This is a genomic window from Sporomusa sp. (assembly GCF_035561255.1).
GTDB lineage: Bacteria > Bacillota > Negativicutes > Sporomusales > Sporomusaceae > Sporomusa.
Window position 1 is genome coordinate 1 of the sequence record NZ_DATMXX010000120.1, and the last position, 20,490, is coordinate 20,490.

At 47.5% G+C, this 20,490-nt stretch carries 18 protein-coding genes; 17 read left to right on the forward strand and 1 reads right to left on the reverse strand.

Annotated features, from left to right (window positions below):
- Positions 1 to 104 precede the first annotated feature (104 nt).
- The 17 genes from VN379_RS06995 (at position 105) to VN379_RS07075 (ending at position 18,453) form a co-directional block, all read left to right on the forward strand.
- Positions 105 to 1,520 (forward strand): sigma-54 interaction domain-containing protein, encoded by a 1,416-nt coding sequence (locus tag VN379_RS06995; protein WP_325532221.1) that lies wholly within the window; start codon positions 105 to 107, stop codon positions 1,518 to 1,520.
- Between the two features lie 302 nt (positions 1,521 to 1,822).
- The gene (locus tag VN379_RS07000; RefSeq protein WP_325532223.1) at positions 1,823 to 3,235 is read left to right on the forward strand and encodes a hypothetical protein; all 1,413 of its coding nucleotides are present in this window, start codon (positions 1,823 to 1,825) and stop codon (positions 3,233 to 3,235) included.
- 46 nt (positions 3,236 to 3,281) lie between these two features.
- Complete coding sequence (locus tag VN379_RS07005; RefSeq protein ID WP_325532225.1) at positions 3,282 to 4,736, forward strand: 4-hydroxyphenylacetate 3-hydroxylase family protein; 1,455 nt, start codon at positions 3,282 to 3,284, stop codon at positions 4,734 to 4,736.
- Positions 4,736 to 5,023 (forward strand): NifU family protein, encoded by a 288-nt coding sequence (locus tag VN379_RS07010; RefSeq protein ID WP_325532227.1) that lies wholly within the window; start codon positions 4,736 to 4,738, stop codon positions 5,021 to 5,023. Before VN379_RS07005 ends, VN379_RS07010 begins: the two co-directional genes overlap by 1 nt.
- Positions 5,020 to 5,346 (forward strand): hypothetical protein, encoded by a 327-nt coding sequence (locus tag VN379_RS07015; protein ID WP_325532229.1) that lies wholly within the window; start codon positions 5,020 to 5,022, stop codon positions 5,344 to 5,346. The genes VN379_RS07010 and VN379_RS07015 overlap by 4 nt, the downstream gene beginning before the upstream one ends.
- Positions 5,315 to 6,610: an acetyl-CoA hydrolase/transferase family protein gene (locus VN379_RS07020; RefSeq protein ID WP_325532231.1), complete on the forward strand. Its 1,296-nt coding sequence runs from the start codon at positions 5,315 to 5,317 to the stop codon at positions 6,608 to 6,610. The genes VN379_RS07015 and VN379_RS07020 overlap by 32 nt, the downstream gene beginning before the upstream one ends.
- A gap of 32 nt (positions 6,611 to 6,642) precedes the next feature.
- The gene (locus VN379_RS07025; RefSeq protein WP_325532233.1) at positions 6,643 to 7,251 is read left to right on the forward strand and encodes a hypothetical protein; all 609 of its coding nucleotides are present in this window, start codon (positions 6,643 to 6,645) and stop codon (positions 7,249 to 7,251) included.
- A gap of 167 nt (positions 7,252 to 7,418) precedes the next feature.
- On the forward strand, positions 7,419 to 7,586 hold the full coding sequence (locus tag VN379_RS07030) for a hypothetical protein (protein WP_325532235.1): 168 nt from the start codon (positions 7,419 to 7,421) through the stop codon (positions 7,584 to 7,586).
- Between the two features lie 10 nt (positions 7,587 to 7,596).
- Complete coding sequence (locus VN379_RS07035) at positions 7,597 to 8,778, forward strand: acetyl-CoA C-acetyltransferase (RefSeq protein ID WP_325532238.1); 1,182 nt, start codon at positions 7,597 to 7,599, stop codon at positions 8,776 to 8,778.
- 50 nt (positions 8,779 to 8,828) lie between these two features.
- Entirely contained in the window at positions 8,829 to 9,968 is a 1,140-nt protein-coding gene (locus VN379_RS07040) for an acyl-CoA dehydrogenase (protein WP_325532240.1), read from the forward strand.
- A 46-nt stretch (positions 9,969 to 10,014) separates the two neighbouring features.
- Complete coding sequence (locus VN379_RS07045; protein ID WP_325532242.1) at positions 10,015 to 10,800, forward strand: electron transfer flavoprotein subunit beta/FixA family protein; 786 nt, start codon at positions 10,015 to 10,017, stop codon at positions 10,798 to 10,800.
- Positions 10,801 to 10,815: 15 nt separating this feature from the next.
- A complete protein-coding gene (locus tag VN379_RS07050) occupies positions 10,816 to 12,015 on the forward strand; it encodes an electron transfer flavoprotein subunit alpha (RefSeq protein WP_325532244.1) in 1,200 nt (399 codons plus the stop codon).
- A 28-nt stretch (positions 12,016 to 12,043) separates the two neighbouring features.
- Positions 12,044 to 12,898, forward strand: a complete 855-nt coding sequence (locus VN379_RS07055; RefSeq protein ID WP_325532246.1) for a 3-hydroxybutyryl-CoA dehydrogenase — start codon at positions 12,044 to 12,046, stop codon at positions 12,896 to 12,898.
- 24 nt (positions 12,899 to 12,922) lie between these two features.
- Positions 12,923 to 13,708, forward strand: coding sequence for a short-chain-enoyl-CoA hydratase (locus tag VN379_RS07060; RefSeq protein ID WP_325532248.1), 786 nt, complete (start codon positions 12,923 to 12,925; stop codon positions 13,706 to 13,708).
- 171 nt (positions 13,709 to 13,879) lie between these two features.
- A complete protein-coding gene (locus VN379_RS07065; protein ID WP_325532250.1) occupies positions 13,880 to 15,904 on the forward strand; it encodes a methyl-accepting chemotaxis protein in 2,025 nt (674 codons plus the stop codon).
- Positions 15,905 to 16,402: 498 nt separating this feature from the next.
- A complete protein-coding gene (locus tag VN379_RS07070) occupies positions 16,403 to 17,842 on the forward strand; it encodes a sigma-54 interaction domain-containing protein (RefSeq protein ID WP_325532252.1) in 1,440 nt (479 codons plus the stop codon).
- A gap of 113 nt (positions 17,843 to 17,955) precedes the next feature.
- The gene (locus tag VN379_RS07075) at positions 17,956 to 18,453 is read left to right on the forward strand and encodes an L-2-amino-thiazoline-4-carboxylic acid hydrolase (RefSeq protein WP_325532254.1); all 498 of its coding nucleotides are present in this window, start codon (positions 17,956 to 17,958) and stop codon (positions 18,451 to 18,453) included.
- A 75-nt stretch (positions 18,454 to 18,528) separates the two neighbouring features.
- Here the strand turns inward: VN379_RS07075 and pruA are convergent, their stop codons facing one another.
- Complete coding sequence (gene pruA, locus VN379_RS07080) at positions 18,529 to 20,160, reverse strand: L-glutamate gamma-semialdehyde dehydrogenase (protein WP_325532256.1); 1,632 nt, start codon at positions 20,158 to 20,160, stop codon at positions 18,529 to 18,531.
- Positions 20,161 to 20,490: the final 330 nt, after the last annotated feature.

The window sequence follows — 20,490 nt, forward strand, 5'->3', positions numbered from 1 at the left end:
GTGCGTGGAGAATAAGATTCATAAAAAAATATGCAGGTAAATGTCGGATAATATCGAAAACTGAAAATAAGAGTAACTTATTTAAGAAGATGGGAGGAATGTGAATGGCCCCAGGCAGCGAAGATTCTAAAAAAATACCCAGTGAATTAGATTCAAGTAAAGAGCTGCTTAAAGAATTAGAGACAATTATTGGATCTTCCTATGACGGAATGTTTATTACCGATGGCAATGGTATTGTTTTGCGGCTGAATGATGCCTATGAGCGGATTACAGGGATAAAAGCCAGCGAGATTATGGGTAAAAACATGAAGTATTTGGTGGCAGAAGGTTATTTTGATGAGTCGGTCACCCTGCATGTCATTGAAAGACGTAAAACAATTACTATTAATCAAACAGTAAAAAAAGATCGTAAGATATTAGTTACAGGTACACCATTATTTGATGAGCAAGGCAAATTGTTTCGGGTTGTGACAAATGTCCGTGATATTACGGAATTAGTGAAATTACAAAATCAACTTATTAAAACAAAAGAACAAACCCTGAAATACAAAACAGAATTATCGCATTTGCGCGCAATGCACATTCAAAATCACGAAATGATTACCAGAAGCTCTAAAATGGCAAGGGTGATTGAGCTGTCAACGAAAATTGCCGATGTAGACTCTAATGTATTGATTACCGGGGAGTCTGGCACAGGCAAAGAATTAATTGCCAAACTAATTCATAGACACGGCAAAACCACTGCAAGACCGTTTATTAAAATAAATTGTGCAGCCATTCCGGAGCAGTTATTGGAGTCAGAATTGTTTGGTTACGAGGGCGGGGCTTTTACCAGTGCTAAAAAGGAGGGTAAGCCCGGCTTGTTTGAACTGGCTCATAACGGTACTTTGTTTCTTGATGAGGTGGGTGACTTACCGCTCTTATTGCAGGTAAAATTATTGCGGGCGATTCAGGAGAAAGAGATTATGCGAGTCGGTGGTACCCGGGCAATTACTATCAACACGCGCATTATTGCTGCAACCCACCGGGATATTGCCAAGATGGTTCAGAACGGGACTTTTCGGGAGGATTTGTATTACCGGCTGATGGTAGTGCCCATTAATCTGCCGCCGTTGCGGGAAAGGAAAGAGGATATCCCTCTGCTTACCATGCACTTTATTGACAAGTTCAATAAGCATTTTAGCTATAACAAGCGAATTTTACCTGAGGTAATCGACAAGCTGGTGGAATACTCCTGGCCGGGAAATGTACGTGAACTGGAAAATGTGATTGAGCGGATGGTGGTGACAGCCCCTGGCGAAGAGCTTACCGTCAATCTTGTTCCGGAAACCATCTGGAGCAAGAACTTTCTACCGAAAAAGGGAACAAAACTTAAAGAGGCTGTTGAGCAAACCGAAACATACCTTCTTAAAGAATGTTATCAAGAATGCCGGTCCTGGCAAAAGGTGGCCGAAATACTGGGGATTGACAGAACAACGGTATTTCGCAAGGTAGTCAGATATGGCCTGGAAATAAAATAATGTTGCAAAAATGCAATAGATGCACTGATGCACAAAACAGCCTGTTAAAGGAATCAAAGACATTAACAGGCTTTTTTGTTGCAATTTTGCAATACTCTTTGAAAGTGTCGCAACAGTCACATATATAGGAAAAATAGGAATAATGCTGCTTTTCGGACTTATGGCATGATTTATGCAATATAAGTGAGTGCTGGTATAAAAGCTCAATCCATTATAAAGGGGGAGACGAATAAGGATCACAAGAGGTGCTAACACATCAAATATGCTGATTTTTCTCTGTAAATTTTTTAAGGAGGTAAGCTATGAGCTGGTTAGGTCCAACATACAAACGAAAATTTGGTGAGGTTCAGCCTTATATTCCGCTCGGCCCGTTTCAATTAAGACTGCCATTCATTCATTACCGGTTTGAGGTGCCTGATTTTATCCAGGGTCTGCTCATGTGCGCCGTATGCCTGGGTATTATTCCGGTATTGCAAGAGTACCTGGGCATGCCATTTGAGGTCGCTATTACTGTTGTTATTCTAAATGGATTTTTCTATCTGTGGCATGCCCATCTCGGTGATCCGGTTATCCCGGGGTGGATTACACCGGCCGTCCCCCTTTTATTGCTATGGCTCAAGACCTTCCCGGAGGGCGTTAGCAGGATGCATGCACTGATCGCCTTCGAAATGGAATTAGGTATTTTCGCCTTGTTATTGGGGGCAACCGGGTTAGCCAAGAAATTTGTCGATATTGTGCCAGATGCGCTCAAGTCAGGCATTCTGATCGGTGCGGGTGTAGCGGCTGTCAGGCTGGTTTTTGAAAAAGGCGGCCGGTTTGATTCATATCCCTGGACAATTACAATCGCAATCGGGTTTGCTTTCTATATCCTGTTTTCCAATCATTTTAAGACACTGCGGAACAAACATATATTTTTCAAATATCTTTCCGATTTAGGGTTGATGCCGTCGCTGGTGCTGGCCATCATTATCGCACCGCTGCTGGGCGAGCTGCCCTGGCCGACCATCACCTGGGGCATTACTGTACCGCAGTTTTACACGCTTTTTACTGAGTGGACACCTTTTGCCGCCAATATCGGCTGGCCTCCGCTCAGCCTGTTCTTAGATGCATTTCCGCTGGTGGCAGCCACCTATGTTGTCTTGTTTGGTGAGCTGATTCAGGCTGAAGCCCTGATTGACGAAGCCAGGGAGTTTCGTCATGGGGATGAAAATGTACATTACGATGCTAACCGCAATAACATTATCTGTGGTATCCGCAATATCAGCATGTCCATGCTGGGTCCGGACCTGTCGATGTGTGGTCCGCTGTGGGCGGCAATGCAAGTAGTAACCTGTGAGCGGTACAAACATGGCCGTGAGGCTATGGATAGTTTGTTTGGCGGGGTAGCCTCGTTCCGGCTGGGGACATTTACAAGTTATTTCCTGATGCCGATTGTTACCCTGGTTAAGCCGATTTTGCCGATTTCCCTGTCATTGACCATGTTGGTTCAAGGGTATGTGGCTATCCGGGTTGGGGTTCTGAAAGCCCGTACATTCAATGATCTGGGTGTTGCCGGTATTGTCGGATCAGTATTGATTTCCCGCGGTGCCGCTTACGCTTTTGGCGTAGGGGTTGTACTCTGCCTGTTGATTTATGGTAAGGACTTTATTCGTGACTGGTCTACCTATGATACAACCAAAGACCCGGTGTTTAACAACCGAAGTGGTCCGGAATAGGGTACTAAGATTTTAGAAAAACAGATATTTTAGGAGGGGTTTAACAATGGCTTTAAAAACAGCTGCGCAGTATGAAGAAAGTTTACGGAAGCTTAACTTTAAGGTTTACCTGCAGGGTGAACTTGTGAAAAATCCGGTTGACAATCCGATTATCAGACCATCCATGAATTCAGTAAAAATGACCTATGAATTGGCTCAGGATCCCCAGTATGAGGAGCTTATGACAGCTACCTCACATCTTACCGGCAAGAAGATTAACCGCTTTTGCCATCTGCATCAAAGCAGCGAAGATCTGGTAAAAAAGGTGAAAATGCAACGGCTGCTAGGGCAGAAAACGGCAGCCTGTTTCCAGCGCTGCGTCGGTATGGATGCTATCAATGCTGTTGACAGTGTTACTTTTGAAATGGATAAAAAATTAGGCACAAATTACCATGACCGCTTCAATAAATTCCTGCTGCAAATGCAGGAAGAAGACTGGACTGTGGATGGTGCCATGACTGATCCCAAAGGGGACCGGAGCTTATCACCAAGCAAGCAGGTTGACCCTGACTTATTTGTGCATGTTGTCGAAAAAAGAGAAGACGGCATTGTTGTTTCCGGGGCCAAGGCGCATCAGACCGGCGCCATTAATTCTCACTGGATACTGGTTATGCCAACAATTGCCATGGGCAAAGAAGACGCTGATTATGCTGTTTCCTTCTGCGCTCCGGCCGACGCTCCGGGAATATTCTATATTTACGGACGTCAGTCCTGTGATACCCGCAAGTTAGAAGGCGGCGATATTGATGTAGGTAATAAGCAGTTTGGCGGGCATGAAGCCCTGATGGTTTTTGATAATGTCTTTATCCCCTGGGAGAATGTCTTCATGTGCGGCGAGTCCGAATTCAGCGGTGCCCTTGTCGAGCGTTTTGCTGGCTATCATCGCCAAAGCTACGGCGGCTGTAAGGTTGGGGTAGGTGATGTCCTTATCGGGGCTGCCGCCCTGGCTGCCGATTATAATGGTGCCAATAAAGCCTCACATGTCAAAGATAAGCTTATTGAAATGATGCATCTTAATGAGACGTTATATGCCTGTGGGATTGCCTGCTCGGCCGAAGGCCACAAAACTGCTTCAGGCAATTACATCATCGATTTGTTATTAGCTAATGTGTGCAAACAAAATGTTACCCGGTTCCCCTATGAGATTGCCCGGTTAGCCGAGGATATCGCCGGTGGTCTGATGGTAACCATGCCTTCTGAGAAGGACCTGCGCAGTCCGGAAATTGGTAAGGTAGTTGAAAAATATTTCCGGGGGGTTGCTTCGGTATCAACCGAGAATCGTATGCGTATTCTGCGGCTGATCGAGAATATTACACTGGGTACGGCTGCTGTCGGCTACCGGACCGAATCAATGCATGGTGCCGGTTCGCCGCAGGCTCAGCGGATTATGATTGCCCGCCAGGGTAATCTTGAACAGAAAAAAGAGCTGGCAAAATCAATTGCCGGCATTGCGCAAAAATAATGCATAAGCTGCAACAGGCGATCGCGGCAAAGGTTCGGCCAGTGCTTGCTGCTCATAATGGCGATATTGAAGTAATCGAAGTGACACCTGATGGGTTTGTAAAGGTAAAGCTTACCGGGGCATGTGCATCATGCCCCGGGGCTCAACAAACCATCTCTGAGGTTGTTGAAACAGCACTTAAAGAGGTCTGCCCGGAGTTGCAGGGGGTTATACCGGTCCAGCAGGTGAGCGATGACTTGATTAATCAGGCGCTTCGGCTGTTGCGCAAAGATAAAATTCAGGCATGAATCACCGGCGTATTGGTATTGTTTTCTGTGGTGGCTGCAACCCCCGGATTGACCGGGGGAAGATTGCAGCCGGGGTACGGGCTGTCCTGGAGACAGCAGGTTATATGGTTGAGATTAACTCCGTAGCTGTTGATTATGTAATCTATCTGAGCGGGTGTACAGCCAGCTGTGCGTTAAAGTACACTTGCGGCAAAGCTCCGGCTACTGTAGTTGCTGCTGCGACTATTGATGCAACTAGGGTAGCGGAAGGGGAACTGGTCACTGAGATTGTGACGAAGGTGAGGAATTTTTATGAACAACTGGAGAAACATGGTTCAGAGTAAGCTTGTTTCGGCCGGACAGGCAGTCCAAAATATTCAATCAGGGGACAGAGTAGTCACAGGGCACGCCTGTGGCGAGCCCTGCGCCCTGATCGAAGCGATGATCGCCCGGGCCCCTGAGCTAACTAATGTTGAAATTGTCCATATGGTTGCTATGGGGCCGGCTAAATATGCGCAGCCCGGCATGGAGAAGAGTTTTCGGCATAATGCATTATTTGTCGGTGGTACCACCAGAAAAGCAGTGGAAGAAAAACGCGCCGATTTTACCCCCTGTTTTTTTTCTGAGATTCCCAGGCTCTTCACAGATGGTATTTTACCGGTAGATGTTGCTTTGATCCAGGTAACACCGCCTGATGCAGAGGGGTATTGCAGTTACGGGGTATCGGCCGATTACACTAAACCGGCGGCAGAGAGCGCCCGTCTGGTGATTGCACAGGTAAACAGTTATGTGCCGCGCACCGGTGGGGCCAGAATTCATCTGGATGCCATTAATCTGATCGTGGAGCAGGATGAGCCGCTGATTGAGCTAAAACCCCCGAAAATCGGGGATGTGGAAAAGGCGATCGGGGAGAATGTGGCCCGGCTTATCCCTGATGGCGCGACCTTGCAGCTGGGGATTGGCGCTATTCCGGATGCGGTCCTGTTATTCCTGACAGATAAAAAAGACCTTGGGATTCATTCTGAGATGTTCTCAGACGGGGTAGTGGTTTTAGCCGAAGCCGGGGTCATCACCAACCGGAAAAAAACCATTAATACCGGTAAGTTTATGGCAACTTTTCTGATGGGAACCAAGAAGCTATATGACTTTGTCAATAATAACCCGGCGGTAGAGCTTCATTCTGTAGACTATATCAATGATCCTTATATTGTCGGTCAGCATGATAACATGATTTCAATTAACTCAGCCTTACAGGTGGATTTAATGGGGCAGGTTAATGCCGAGATGATTGGTTCAAGACAGTTTAGTGGTGTGGGCGGCCAGGTTGATTTTATCCGGGGAGCCAGTTGTTCGCTTAATGGCAGGTCCATTATTGCCTTACCATCGACTGCCGCCGGCGGGAAGATCTCACGGATTGCCTGTGAACTTGACCGGGGGGCTGCAGTAACGACTTCACGCAATGACGTGCATTATGTTGTCACCGAGTTCGGTGTGGCTGAGCTGCGCGGCAAGACACTCCGGGAACGGGCCAAGGCCCTGATTGGGATCAGTCATCCCGACTTCCGCAGCAGCCTCATGTTAGATGCCCAGGCCAAAGGACTTATTTAATTTACGGTATCCAATCGTTATGGAGGTGTGCTGTGCCTATTATTACTTTTATTAAAGATATCTTTGCAGCAGCCAAAGGCCCTTATCACCGTAACATAGGCCGGCATACCCAGCGATTTTGTGCTAAGGCTGTCAAGGTTGCCGGCAATCAGGTGCAAAAAAAAATATTTTTTGTGGCGGCCATCTGCGCCGATGAATTTATGGCTGCTGTAACCGGTGTGGATAACAAGCGGCAGCTTGTTTTTCCCAACCGTACAGTGAAAAAAAAGCTAAACAGGCAGCAGATGACGGCTGCCTTACGGGCTTATATGTCGGCAGTACTTGTGTTGATAAGCTCCCATAAAGAAGGGCTTTTAACACATTCAGGCCTGCAGGAACCGGAATTGCTGCAGGCCTGGTGTTCAGTATTTGAATACCAGCCGGCTGATATGCAATTATTTGATGACCTGTTGCTGCCGGCCTATCGTCAAGGTGGCATCGATGCCTTAGCTGCCGGCCTGGCGCAGGCAATCTTTGACCAGGTCATGACTGGCAGTGAGGCGTTGAGCCTTGCAGAAGCCGACGCCCTGCAAACCATCCTGCTTGATGATGCTGCAGCAGTCATCCGGGTATTACAACCCGGAGCCGGGGTTGCATCATGATCACAATCACGATTGACCGCGAGGCGGCAGAATACATCAGCAAACGCGCGTCAGCCATTGTTATAGAATGGAAGCTGGAGCCGGCCATCGGCGGCTGAGCCTGCTCGGGAAAAAGCGTAACAGGTAGTTACGTACCGGCAGTAGTGGTTGGTGAACCGGCGGCAGCAGTGAGAAACCAATATTGCCGCAGTGAAGCCGGTTCAATCAGTGTGTATTATCCGGCAGCGCTTGCGGCCAAGGCCGGTTTCTCTCAGGTAAGGGTAAAACTGAAAAAACTTTTATTTGTAAAATGGTTGGAATTAGAAGGGGCAAAAGCCATTGCTATCTATAATTAGGGGTGTTGAAATGAAAGAAGTTGTTATTGCCAGTGCTGTCAGAACACCAATTGGTGCCTTTAACGGCTCATTGGCCTCCTATTCTGCCGTAGATCTGGGGCGTATTGTCATTCAGGAGGCCGTTAAACGGGCCGGTATCCAGCAGGATATGATCGATGAGGTCATTATGGGCAATGTCCTGCAAGGCGGGCTGGGGCAGAATCCAGCCCGGCAGGCAGCTGTTCATGCCGGGATACCTGTGGAGGTTCCGGCCTATACAATCAATAAAGTATGTGGCTCAGGCATCAAGGCCGTCAATTTGGCAGCCCAGGCCATCCTTACCGGTGATGCGGAGATTGTGGTCGCCGGCGGGATGGAGAGTATGACAAATGCTGCGTATGTGCTTGATAGTAAAGCCCGCTGGGGTTACCGCATGGGCGATGCCAAAATTACCGATAGCATGGTGAAGGATGGACTATGGTGCGCCTTTAACGACTATCATATGGGGATTACTGCCGAGAATGTGGCTGCGCAGTATGGCATTACCCGGGAAGCCCAGGACCAACTTGCGCTTGAATCACAGCAAAAGGCCATCAGGGCTATTGAAACAGGTGCTTTTACGCAGGAGATTATTCCTGTTACCCTCAAGAGTAAGAAGGGCGACAGTATTTTTGCCACAGACGAATATCCCAAGGCCGGCAGTACACTGGCAAAGCTGAGTGCGTTAAAACCGGCTTTCAAGAAAGACGGCACTGTCACAGCCGGCAATGCTTCCGGTATCAATGACGGGGCGGCGGCCCTTGTTGTGATGTCAGGGGATAAAGCGCGTGAGCTGGGCATTAAACCGCTGGCTCGCATTCGGGCCTACGGTTCCGGCGGGGTTGACCCCCGGATTATGGGGATGGGGCCTGTGCCGGCCACCCGCAAGGCGTTAGCCAAGGCCGGTTTGGCGCTTCAGGATATCGACCTGATCGAAGCCAATGAGGCGTTTGCCTCGCAGTTTCTGGCTGTTGGCAAGGAGCTGGCCTTTATGAAGGATAGGGTAAATGTTCATGGTGGCGCAATTGCCCTGGGGCACCCCATCGGGGCCAGCGGCGCCCGGATACTGGTTACGCTGCTCTATGCCATGGAACAAAAAGCGGCCCGGCTTGGCCTGGCTACCTTGTGTATCGGCGGTGGGCAGGGAATAGCCATCATTGTTGAGCGTGTTTAGTATGTTACGTGATAAAATTCACGATTAATAAGATGAGGAGGCGAGATATTATGCAATTCCAGCTTACAGATGACCAGTTAATGATGCAAAAACTGGTGCGTGATTTTGCTGAAAAAGAGGTTGCGCCAGGGGCCGGAGAACGGGATGAGAAAGAGGAATTTTCGCGGAAGATTGCCGATGCTATGGGCGAAATGGGCTTTAGCGGTATCTGTTTTCCAGAAGCCTATGGTGGCGCCGGCGCCGATGTTCTGAGCTATATTTTGGCGGTGGAGGAATTGTCACGGGCCGATGCCGGGGTGGGGATTACCCTGTCGGCAACGGTGTCTTTATGTGCCTGGCCTATTTACGCCTACGGAACAGAGGAACAGAAGCGAAAATACCTTGCTCCCCTGGCGGAAGGGGAAAAACTGGGTGCTTTTGGCCTGACAGAGCCTAATGCCGGGACTGATGCCGCTGCCCAGCAAACGGTGGCAGTTTTTAAGGATGACTGCTATGTGCTTAATGGCAGCAAGATTTTTATCACGAATGCCGGCGAGGCCGAAATCTATGTTGTGTTTGCCATAACCGACAGAAGCAAAGGGGTTAAGGGGATTACAGCCTTTATTCTCGAAAAAGGCATGCCTGGTTTTACCTTTGGGAAGAAGGAACATAAATTAGGCATACACTCCTCAATAACCAACGAACTGATCTTCCAGGATGTAAAGGTACCCAGGGAAAATGTACTGGGTAAAGAGGGTGATGGCTTTAAAATTGCCATGAGCACCCTTGACGGCGGCCGGATCGGCGTAGCGGCACAGGCACTGGGTATTGCTCAGTCGGCTCTTGAGCATGCGGTTAAATATTCCAAAGAACGGGTGCAGTTTGGCAAACCGATTGCTGCCAACCAGGCCATTGCCTTTATGCTGGCCGACATGGCGACAAAAGTGGATGCTGCCCGGTTGCTGGTATACCGTGCCGCCTATCTGAAAGATCAGGGCCTGCCTTATTCAAAGGAAGCGGCGATGGCTAAAATGTATGCCTCCGATGTGGCGATGGAGGTTGCTACCGACGCTGTGCAAATTTTTGGCGGCTATGGGTACAGCCGTGAGTACCCGGTGGAACGGCTGATGCGCGATGCGAAGATTACCCAGATTTATGAAGGAACAAACCAGGTACAGCGTATGGTTATCTCGGCCAGCGTGCTGCGGTAATGCCTGTGTCCAAGCCGAATTGCCAGATGACAGGGGGAAAATACTGATGGAAATCGTTGTTTGTGTCAAGCAGGTGCCTGACACTGCCGAAGTAAAAATTGACCCGGTAACAAATACCCTCATCCGTCAGGGTGTACCGAGTATTGTCAATCCTTTTGACAAAAATGCCGTGGAAGCGGCCATCCAGCTTAAAGAAAAACACGGGGGCCGGGTTACGGTGATCTCGATGGGACCGCCCCAGGCTCAGGACGCTCTGAAGGAATGTATCGCTATGGGCGCAGATGAAGCCCTGCTGATTAGTGACCGGGCTTTTGGCGGTGCCGATACCCTGGCTACCAGCTATACGCTGGCGGCGGCCATCAAAAAGATCGGTACAGTAGATATGATACTCTGTGGCAAGCAGGCCATTGACGGGGATACTGCCCAGGTTGGCCCCGAGATGGCCGAACATCTGGACTGGGCGCAGGTTACCTGCGTTTCCCGGATTGAGCTTGCCGGGCAGACGGTTCGTCTGGAGCGGGAGCATGAAGAAGGCTATGAGGTGGTTGAAACCAGCCTGCCGGTACTGCTTACCGTAACTAAGTCCATCAATGAGCCGCGTTATCCCACCGTAAAGGGTACTATGAAAGCCAATCGCAAGCAGATTCCGGTCTGGACGGCAGCCGATCTGGATGTTGAGCCACAACACCTGGGGCTCAAAGGCTCACCGACGCAGGTCAGGCGGATCTTTACTCCCACGCAGCGCGTTCAGGGGGAGATCATTCAGGCCGATACCGCCCGGGAAGCAGCGGGTATGCTTGCTAATAAACTAGTAGAAGCCAAGCTTGTGTAACGAAAGGGGAAAAACATGGCAGTAAAAGTTAATGTTGAGGAATGTATCGGCTGTGGGGCCTGTGTTGCTTCATGTCCTTTCGGCGCCTTGGTTATGCAGGCTGACAAGGCCTCTATTACCGAGGCCTGTACGGCCTGCGGCGCCTGTGTGGAGATATGCCCGGTGAGTGCCATCACCCGGGAACTGGAAGCAAAGACAGTGCAAATCGATGTAACTGATTATAAAAATGTCTGGGTATTTATTGAACAGGTAGAAGGTCAGGCCAAAAATGTGGCTCATGAACTTTTGGGTGAAGGGCGCAAACTGGCTGATGCTATGGGGCAGAAGCTGGCCGGTGTCCTTATCGGCGACAGCGTGCAGCCGCTGGCTCAGGAGGTATTTGCCAGCGGGGCGGACATTGTCTATGTAGTGGAAGGCCCGGAATTAAAGAACTATTCGACAGATGGCTATACCACCGTATTTACCGATTTGATTCAAACCTATAAACCGGCTGTTGTTCTTATCGGTGCAACCAATGACGGACGGGACCTGGGACCCAGAGTCGCTTGCCGCGTAGGTACAGGGTTAACTGCCGATTGCACCAATCTGGGGATTGATGCCCAAACCGGGCTTGTTGCTTGGACCCGTCCTGCGTTTGGCGGCAATATTATGGCAACGATCCTCTGTCCTGATCACCGGCCGCAGATGGGAACCGTCCGTCCTAAAGTATTCAAACGGCCGGAGCAGGATTTTTCCCGCAGCGGGCAACTCGTACAGGTGGCAAACAAAGTAAAAGTACAGGATATCCGCACAAGGCTCATTGAGGTTGTCCGGGTCTGTACGGTAGCCTGCAATCTGGAAGAGGCTGAAATCATCGTTTCCGGCGGACGTGGCATGGGTAAGCCGGAGAACTTTACCCTGATCGAAGAGCTTGCCAATGTTCTGGGCGGCGCCGTAGGCGCGTCACGGGCTGTAGTCGATGCCGGCTGGAAGCCGCAGCCCCATCAGGTAGGCCAGACAGGCAAAACAGTTGGTCCCAAAATTTATTTCGCCTGTGGCATTTCGGGGGCCATCCAGCACATGGCCGGAATGTCCTCTTCCGACATCGTGATTGCTATTAACAAAGACGCCGATGCCCCGATATTCAAGGCTGCAGATTATGGGATTGTCGGTGATGTCCTGGAAGTACTGCCGGCGCTTATTGAAGAATTCAAAAAAATTAAGCAGGCCTGTTAAGCAGGCTTGCTTGGGCGGGGGAATGATCATGGAGTTTAACAGGGTACTAATTATTGGCGCGGGACAAATGGGCAGTGGGATTGCCCAGGTTATGGCCCAGGGCGGTTTAACTGTCATCCTGCGGGACATTAAAGCAGAATATGTGCAGAAAGGCATAGCCGGGATTGAACGGAATTTGAGCAGGGCCGTAGAGAAAGGCAAACTGGCTGCTGGGGATAAAGACAGCATTTTGTCCCGCATCTCAGGTACTGTTGATTTGGATGCCGACGCCTGCAATGTAGATCTGGTCGTGGAAGCAGCTGTTGAAAATGCCGATATTAAGTGCAGCATTTTTCAGACACTGGATCAACAATGCCCGGCACACACCATCCTCGCAACAAACACCTCGTCTTTACCAATCACCTCTATTGGGGCATTCACCAAGCGTCCGGACAAAGTAATCGGCATGCATTTTTTTAATCCGGCGCCGGTTATGAAGCTGGTAGAGATTATTAATGGCCTGGCTACCGGGGAAGATACCCTGGCTGCGGTAACAGCGCTGGCTGAGAAACTAGGAAAAGCGCCTGTCAAAGTGGCAGATTCTCCCGGCTTTGTAGGCAACCGTATTATGATGCTGATGATTAATGAAGCCGTATTTACGCTGATGGAAGGTGTGGCCAGTGCCGAGGATATTGATCAGGTGGCTAAACTTGGTTTTAACCATCCGCTGGGGCCATTGGCTTTATCTGATCTCATTGGGAATGATACAGTGCTGTATATCCTGGAAGTACTTCATAACGGGTATGGTGATCCGAAATACCGTCCCTGCCCATTGTTAAAGAAAATGGTTCAGGCCGGTTATCTGGGACGTAAATCAGGTAAAGGTTTCTACGATTACAAGTAAATAAAAACAGTAAGGAGAGATACCATGGAGCAATATGCTAACCTTCTGTTTGAAAATGACGCCGGTATCGGGGTTATCACATTAAACCGCCCGCAAGCGTTAAATGCCCTTAATTATGCAATGTTGCAAGAATTGGATAGCCTGTTGGACCGGATTGCGGGGGATGATACAGTCAAAACAGTTATTATTACCGGGGCTGGTGAAAAAGCATTTGTTGCCGGCGCCGACATCACGGAAATGCTGCCCTTGTCAGCTATGGAAGGGCGTAAATGGGGCAAATTTGGCCAACGGGTTTTTAATAAGATTGAGAATCTTCCCCAGCCGGTGATTGCTGCTGTCAACGGTTTTGCGCTGGGCGGTGGCTGTGAGTTAGCTATGGCCTGCGACCTGCGTATTGCCTCAGACAAAGCCAGGTTCGGCCAGCCGGAGGTGACCTTAGGTATATTGCCCGGTTTTGCCGGCACGCAGCGTTTACCCCGTCTGGTTGGTAAAGGACGCGCCAAAGAACTGATATTCACCGGTGATATTATTGAGGCTAATGAGGCCTACCGTATCGGCCTTGTTAATAAAGTGACAGCAAGTAGTGAACTCATGACAAGTGCCAGGGCGTTAGCCGGGAAAATAATGTCCCGGGCCGAGATTGCCGTAAAATTAAGTAAAGCCGCGGTCAACGAGGGAATGGATATGGATATCGAGTCAGGAATTGCCTATGAAGCAGAGGTCTTTGGACTATGTTTCGCTACCAAAGATCAAAAAGAAGGTATGACGGCTTTTGTTGAAAAACGCAATGCGCGCTTTACTGCTCAATAAGGCCAAGTGGAAAGTTGACCGCAGGTATAATCAAATACAATACATAACAGCAAAGACCTACAAGCCGAAAAGAGTAAGGCTCGTAGGTCTGCTTTGCATGCTGTTTTAGTGTTGTCTTATACCATATGGGAGCAGTGAATCAGTCAAGATATCTGATAAGGGGGAAGCAAAATGACAGTAAATATGTCTTACCGGACCAAACTCATGTGCTGTATTATGCCTGCAGTGATCCTTGCATTGTTGGCAGTAGGTGCCTTTGCCTACCTGGGAATCAATAGCCTGATTGAAGATGAACTGAGTAAAAGTATGCTGGCAACAACCGGGGAAACAGCAACCATTATCGATACCTGGCTTAAGTCACACATGCTTGAACCTGAGGCCATTGCTTCGACGCCGGTAGCCAAGGCTATTAATATTGATTTTGCCGGTACGGATGCTCTGAATATCAGCCGCCACAAGTTCCTGCGGGAGAAGTATCCTGATGTATTTCAGGATATTTATGCAGCTAACCGGGAGGGTGAGTATCATACTGTTCAGAAAAACGGGAGCGAATACTCGTTTTTCAAAAGCAATATTAAAACGCGGGACTACTTCCAGTCCATTATGAGCGGTGGTCCTACTCAGATAACGGCGCCGCTTATATCCAAGACTACCGGGCTGCCAACGATATTTATCGTAGCACCGATCAAAGATGACCAGAATGTTCCGCAGGGGTTGATCGGGGCCGGTGTGTCCCTGCAATATGTGCAGCAGATGGCTGAGAATCTTAAATTCGGCAATTCCGGCTATGGCATGATTATCGCCAAAGACGGGACATATATCCAGCATCCCGAAAAGGACCGGATTATGCAAAAGAAGATAACAGAAACCGAGGATCCTTCAGTTCAGGAGCTGGGAAAGCGGATGATGGAGGGGCAACCGGGCATTTATCGCTACGCGGTTGATGGCGTTAAGAAGATTGCCTTTTATCACCCTGTGCCAACAACTGGCTGGGCGGTCGCCGCCACGATTGATGAAGCTGAATTATTTGCGCCTGAAGCCCGGCTGGTGCGCTCACTGGGGGTTTCTATTGTTATCGTGATGATATTTGTTAGTGCCGTAGTTTGGATTACCGCCAGACAGCTAACCCGGCCGTTACACGAATTAGTAAACTATGCCGGCACGATTGCTCAGGGGAATTTAGCCATTAATTCATTAGTGGTTAAGTCTAACGATGAAATTGGCCAGCTGGTAACCTCATTTAATAATATGACTGATAATTTAAGCAATCTTGTCAGGCGTATTCACCAGACGACCGATCAGGTTGCGGTCTCGTCCGGAGATCTGACCGACAGTGCCGAGCAGACGGCCCGTGCCGTCACTCAGGTTGCCGGCGTTATCAGTGATGTGGCGGCAGGCTCGGAGAAACAGTTTGATATTGTCAATCATACCGCCAGCGTCATCGAGCAGATTGTAACCGACATCCGTCAGGTAACCCAAAATACCGATATTGTGGCGGCAACCTCCAGTAAGGCGGCCGGCTCGGCTGCTGATGGAACAAAGACAATTGAGATGTCCATTACGCAGATGGACAAGATTGATAAGACTGTATCAAATTCTACCCAGGTGGTGGCAAAGTTAGGCGAACGTTCTAAAGAAATAGGGCAAATTGTCGATACCATTTCCGGAATCGCCGGTCAAACCAATCTGCTGGCTTTGAATGCTGCTATCGAAGCCGCCCGGGCCGGGGAACAAGGGCGCGGTTTTGCTGTTGTCGCCGAAGAAGTGCGAAAATTAGCCGAGCAATCCCAGACGGCAGCTAAACAAATTGCCGGTTTGATCGGAGAGATTCAAATTGACACTGAGCGGGCAGTTGTGGCGATGGCGGAAGGCACCAGGGAGGTAAAACTTGGTACCGATGTGGTAAATAATGCCCAACAGGCTTTTGGTGATATATCGCAGTTGGTAGAAGAGGTTTCAAAACAGGTGCAGGAGATAACTGCCTTTATGCATCAAATGGCAGCAGGCAGCAGGCAGATTGCAGAGTATGTCAAACAACTGGAAACCATATCAAAGGAAACAACAGAGCAAACGCAGACCGTTTCTGCCGCGACCCAGGAACAGTCTGCCGCAATGGAAGAGATATCAGCCTCAAGTCAGGCGCTGGCAAAAATGGCAGAGGAATTACAAAATGCTGTAGGGAATTTTAAGATCTAAGAGTTGCCTAGTAATTTTCCGTACTTATTGAGAACAATATAATACAGGAAGGCTAAACTCACACAATTGAATGTGAGCATCAATTGCGAAGATAATCATAAGCTATTGATGCTCATTTTTACTTGGTTATCGCCGGTGCGCATAACATGAATGCATCTCCTAGGTCTAATAGGAATAAATACAAGTTTCAGGCGGTTAGAATAGTGTTATAGAGAATTTATGCATACCCGGCAGTAAAATCCTTACGCTTCACTGGATACTTACAGGACTTTGTGGCTTCAATGGTAAATAGTTACTAGTAGCTTGTCAGCTCTAAAACGGTAGAATAATGGCGAGGCTATTTTTCGCAAATCAAGGCGGAGGAGGGAGGCATACCGGACGTATGCCGACTGACGACAACGAAGGGTTGCGGAAAATAGACCGTCAGTATTCACTGGATTAGGGCTGACAAGGTACTAGAGTGTCGTGCTGTTATAGTGAATAGAGAGGATGAATACTGTGGAATACAAATTCCTTTTAGAATCCATATTAGAGCATTTGGATGAAGGAATTTTAGTGGTAGATAAGAGTGCAAATGTCACTTTTTATAATGAACCGGTAACAAATATAGCAGGTATTACGCAAGAAAAGGCAATTGGAAAAAATATATTGGACATTTTTCCTGAACTAACGCCTGAAAGCAGTACTTTCTATAAAGTATTGAGGAATAAGCAGCCTATCGTAGATTATGTTCAGACATACATCAATTATCAGGGAGTGGCAGTGTCTACCCTGACGACGACGATACCGTTAATAAAACAAGGGGAAATTGTTGGTGCCCTTGAAATATACCGGGATTTAACCCAGGTGAAAGAATTATCAGAGAAAGTATTAAGCCTTCAATCTGAATTATTTAAGAAAAAGAGCAATGAAAAATCCTATAAGGGTAATGGCGTCATATATACTTTTGATGATATTATTGGGGAAAGTACGACTATAAAAGAATTGAAAGCGCGGGCTCGAAAAATAGCTGATAGTAGTTCGCCGGTACTGGTCTATGGAGAAACCGGAACAGGGAAAGAGCTGCTGGTTCAGGCCATTCATGATGCGAGTAAGCTGCGAAGAAACCAGCCTTTTATCGCGCAAAACTGTGCAGCGCTGCCCAATACCCTCTTGGATAGCATCCTGTTTGGCACAACAGCAGGCAGTTTTACAGGTGCGCGTGATAAACCGGGGCTTTTTGAACTAGCTGACGGCGGAACTTTATTTTTAGATGAAGTTAATTCCATGGATATGGAGCTTCAGGGGAAACTGTTGCGTGTTTTGCAAGATGGTGTTGTCCGCAGGGTAGGGGGGGTCAATACGATAGTTGTCGATGTAAGAATTATCGCCAGTACCAATGAGCACCCCCTGAAAATTGTCGAGCAAAAACTGCTGCGGAAAGATTTGTATTACCGGTTGAACGTTATTCCTTTAAATATTCCTGCTTTGAAAGAACGAAAAGAGGATATTGCAACACTCACACAGTTCTTTATTGATATGTACAATGACAAAGTAAACAAAAAAGTGAAGCGAATCTCTGCTGCGGCACTGGATATATTCCAGTCCTATCATTGGCCTGGCAACATTCGGGAACTGAAATATACCATTGAAAGCATCATGAACTTTACTGATAACAATATTATTGATATTATTGATGTACCTCACCATATAATTAGCTCGATACAAGCAACTGAAATGAAACAGCAAGAGCCTGCCGGCGATATTGTGATTGCTTCGTTGGTGGACAATCTCAATGAATATGAGAAGAAATTAATCCAAATGGCCATAAAACAAGCGAATGGCAATGGGGCAAAAGCAGCAAGAATACTCAATATCCCTCGACAGACCTTGCATAATAAACTCAAAAAGCACAATATTCATTGGGAAGTTGTGGTAAATAATAATAGCGAATGTTAGATTTTATGCCCCGGAATTCGGACAATTCAATGGGGATTATTAGAAATTCCTTTTAAAAATCCCCTGGCGCAGGGGATTGGTGCGCAATCCAGTATGCGGGAGGGTGTCGTCGATTGACTGAAGAAACAATAGGTAAAACCGAAGCTGCAAAACAGACCAGGCAGATGGGAAGGATGATGGCCGGGCTTTATTATCACCTGAGCCGGGAGATGATTGCTGCTATGGGTACTGAGAAGGCTAAAGAGATTATTAATAAAGCGATACAGTCCTACGGCACAGAACGTGGTATCGAGCAGCGGGAAAGGGTTAGTCAGGCCGGCTTTGAGCACACACCGGAAAACTACGGCTCAGTTCCGGACCTGCCGGCCCTCGGGTGGGATGTGGAGAAAGTGAAGAATGGCGAAAATGCAACCCATCTTCAGATTACCTATTGCCCTTTTGCCGAGTATTGGCAAGAAAAAGACTTTGCAGAAATTGGCCGGCTCTATTGTATGATAGATCAGGCTAAATTTACTGCTTTTCATCCGGACAGCAATTTGTTGCATTTGAAAAACGTTCTGGACGGGGATGCTTTTTGTGAAATGGTCTGCCGGCGAAAACCCAAAGAGTAACATTTGCAAAATATAAAAAATGCAGCCAACCTTTTAAGCGGTTGGCTGCATTTTTTATATTTATAGATTTAAAGGTTATTTCTCTACCATGTAAGGATAGTTAACTACTGTGCGAGGAACCAGTGTCTCCTTAATTGCCCGTTGATTCATCCAACGATACAGGTTGATAGCACTGCCGGCTTTATCATTTGTTCCTGAGCCGCGGCTGCCGCCGAATGGCTGTTGTCCCACAACTGCGCCGGTAGGTTTGTCGTTGATATAGAAGTTGCCTGCTGCATGATCCAATGCTTTTGCCAGCTTGATAATGGCTGCTCTGTCCTGGGCAAATACAGCACCTGTCAGTGCATAGCTGGTTGCTGTATCGCATGCTTTTAAGGTTTCTTCTAATTTGTCATTCGGATAGATATAAATGGTCATGACCGGTCCAAAGATTTCTTCTACCATTGTTTTAAAAGTAGGTGTTTTTGCTAAGATTACTGTAGGCTCTACAAAGTATCCTACACTGTCATCACAGCCACCACCGATGATGATCTCAGCTTCTGTAGATTCCCGGGCATAATCAAGATAATTTTTAATGTTCTGGAATGATTTCTGATCAATAACAGCGTTCATGAGATTTGTAAAATCACGAACATCACCCATTTTAATGTTGCCAATTTCCTCTTCAAGGCGTACTTTTACCTTGCCCCATAGACTCTCAGGGATGTACGCACGGGATGCTGCAGAGCATTTTTGTCCCTGATATTCGAAAGCACCAAGAACAATTGCACAGGTAAGCGCTTCAACATCTGCTGTTTCATGAGCAAAAATAAAGTCTTTACCACCTGTCTCACCAACAAGTCGGGGGTAGGTAACATAGTTATTAATGTTTTGACCAACCTGATTCCAAATATCGTTAAATACGCCTGTAGAGCCTGTGAAATGGAAGCCTGCCATCTTCGGATGCGGCACTACAACCTTACCGAAGTCAACACCCCGGCAAGGTACAAAGTTGATAACACCTGCAGGTAAGCCAGCTTCTATAAGGATTTGCATGAAGTAGTAGTTTGAAAGTACAGCTGTTGATGACGGTTTCCATAAGACCGTGTTACCGCACATAGCCGGAGCTGTGGGAAGGTTGCCTCCAATTGATGTAAAATTGAAAGGTGTGATTGCTGCAACAAACCCGTCAAGTGCACGATATTCTACACGGTTCCAGACCCCATCGGTGCTGAGGGGTTGTTGTTTGTATATCTCCTGAACGAAATGAGCATTAAAACGCAGGAAATCTGCCATTTCACAGATTACATCAATTTCTGATTGGTAAGGATTCTTGCTTTGGCCGAGCATACAAGCAGCCGATAATTTCGCTCTATATTTTCCTGTTAGTAAATCTGCCGCTTTTAAGAAGATGGTAGCTCGATGCTCCCAGGGCATATTCTCCCATTCTTCTCTTGCTGCCTCTGCTGCAGTGATTGCCATAAGCAGCTCTTTTTCGCCAGCTATATAATATTGGCCAAGTACTTTTTTATGATCATGGGGGCAAATCATGTTTGCTTTGTTTGCTGTACGAACTTCTTTGCCAGCAATAATAAGCGGTACTTCAACCGGATTTGCTAATTGTCTTTCAAGCTCTGCCTTTAAAGCAACTGTTTCAGGCGATCCCGGCATATAACCTTTTATAGGCTCATTGACCGGCGGTTTGACTTGGAAATAGGCATTGTTCATTACTAAAATTCCTCCTTGCGTATTTTTTAATAACCTATGATACCTTTCGCGGCTATCCTGGTCTAAGGATTATCCACAATCTTTACATCGGCACCTAAAACAGCAAGCATTGCTTTGACAATCTTCTGGTGTGCAAAAGTAATCAATTTGCTGAAAAAGTAAAAGCTGCACTGAAGCAAGACCATTGATAATCTATTTTTTGCCACCAACATATACAGTAATATCATGGTGTTTATTTAATGTTAGCTTACATTAAAAATGGAGCTAAGTACATTCAGAGTATTCTATGCATTGTATCAATTTTTTTGATCTATAGGCCCTGATACAATG

What these genes read in the sequence shown, in the direction of transcription:
- VN379_RS06995 (WP_325532221.1), top strand. Translation starts at nt 105, where the DNA reads ATGGCCCCAGGCAGCGAAGATTCTAAAAAAATACCCAGTGAATTAGAT.
- VN379_RS07000 (WP_325532223.1), top strand. Translation starts at nt 1,823, where the DNA reads ATGAGCTGGTTAGGTCCAACATACAAACGAAAATTTGGTGAGGTTCAG.
- VN379_RS07005 (WP_325532225.1), top strand. Translation starts at nt 3,282, where the DNA reads ATGGCTTTAAAAACAGCTGCGCAGTATGAAGAAAGTTTACGGAAGCTT.
- VN379_RS07010 (WP_325532227.1), top strand. Translation starts at nt 4,736, where the DNA reads ATGCATAAGCTGCAACAGGCGATCGCGGCAAAGGTTCGGCCAGTGCTT.
- VN379_RS07015 (WP_325532229.1), top strand. Translation starts at nt 5,020, where the DNA reads ATGAATCACCGGCGTATTGGTATTGTTTTCTGTGGTGGCTGCAACCCC.
- VN379_RS07020 (WP_325532231.1), top strand. Translation starts at nt 5,315, where the DNA reads ATGAACAACTGGAGAAACATGGTTCAGAGTAAGCTTGTTTCGGCCGGA.
- VN379_RS07035 (WP_325532238.1), top strand. Translation starts at nt 7,597, where the DNA reads ATGAAAGAAGTTGTTATTGCCAGTGCTGTCAGAACACCAATTGGTGCC.
- VN379_RS07040 (WP_325532240.1), top strand. Translation starts at nt 8,829, where the DNA reads ATGCAATTCCAGCTTACAGATGACCAGTTAATGATGCAAAAACTGGTG.
- VN379_RS07045 (WP_325532242.1), top strand. Translation starts at nt 10,015, where the DNA reads ATGGAAATCGTTGTTTGTGTCAAGCAGGTGCCTGACACTGCCGAAGTA.
- VN379_RS07050 (WP_325532244.1), top strand. Translation starts at nt 10,816, where the DNA reads ATGGCAGTAAAAGTTAATGTTGAGGAATGTATCGGCTGTGGGGCCTGT.
- VN379_RS07055 (WP_325532246.1), top strand. Translation starts at nt 12,044, where the DNA reads ATGGAGTTTAACAGGGTACTAATTATTGGCGCGGGACAAATGGGCAGT.
- VN379_RS07060 (WP_325532248.1), top strand. Translation starts at nt 12,923, where the DNA reads ATGGAGCAATATGCTAACCTTCTGTTTGAAAATGACGCCGGTATCGGG.
- VN379_RS07065 (WP_325532250.1), top strand. Translation starts at nt 13,880, where the DNA reads ATGACAGTAAATATGTCTTACCGGACCAAACTCATGTGCTGTATTATG.
- pruA (WP_325532256.1), bottom strand. Translation starts at nt 20,160, where the DNA reads ATGAACAATGCCTATTTCCAAGTCAAACCGCCGGTCAATGAGCCTATA.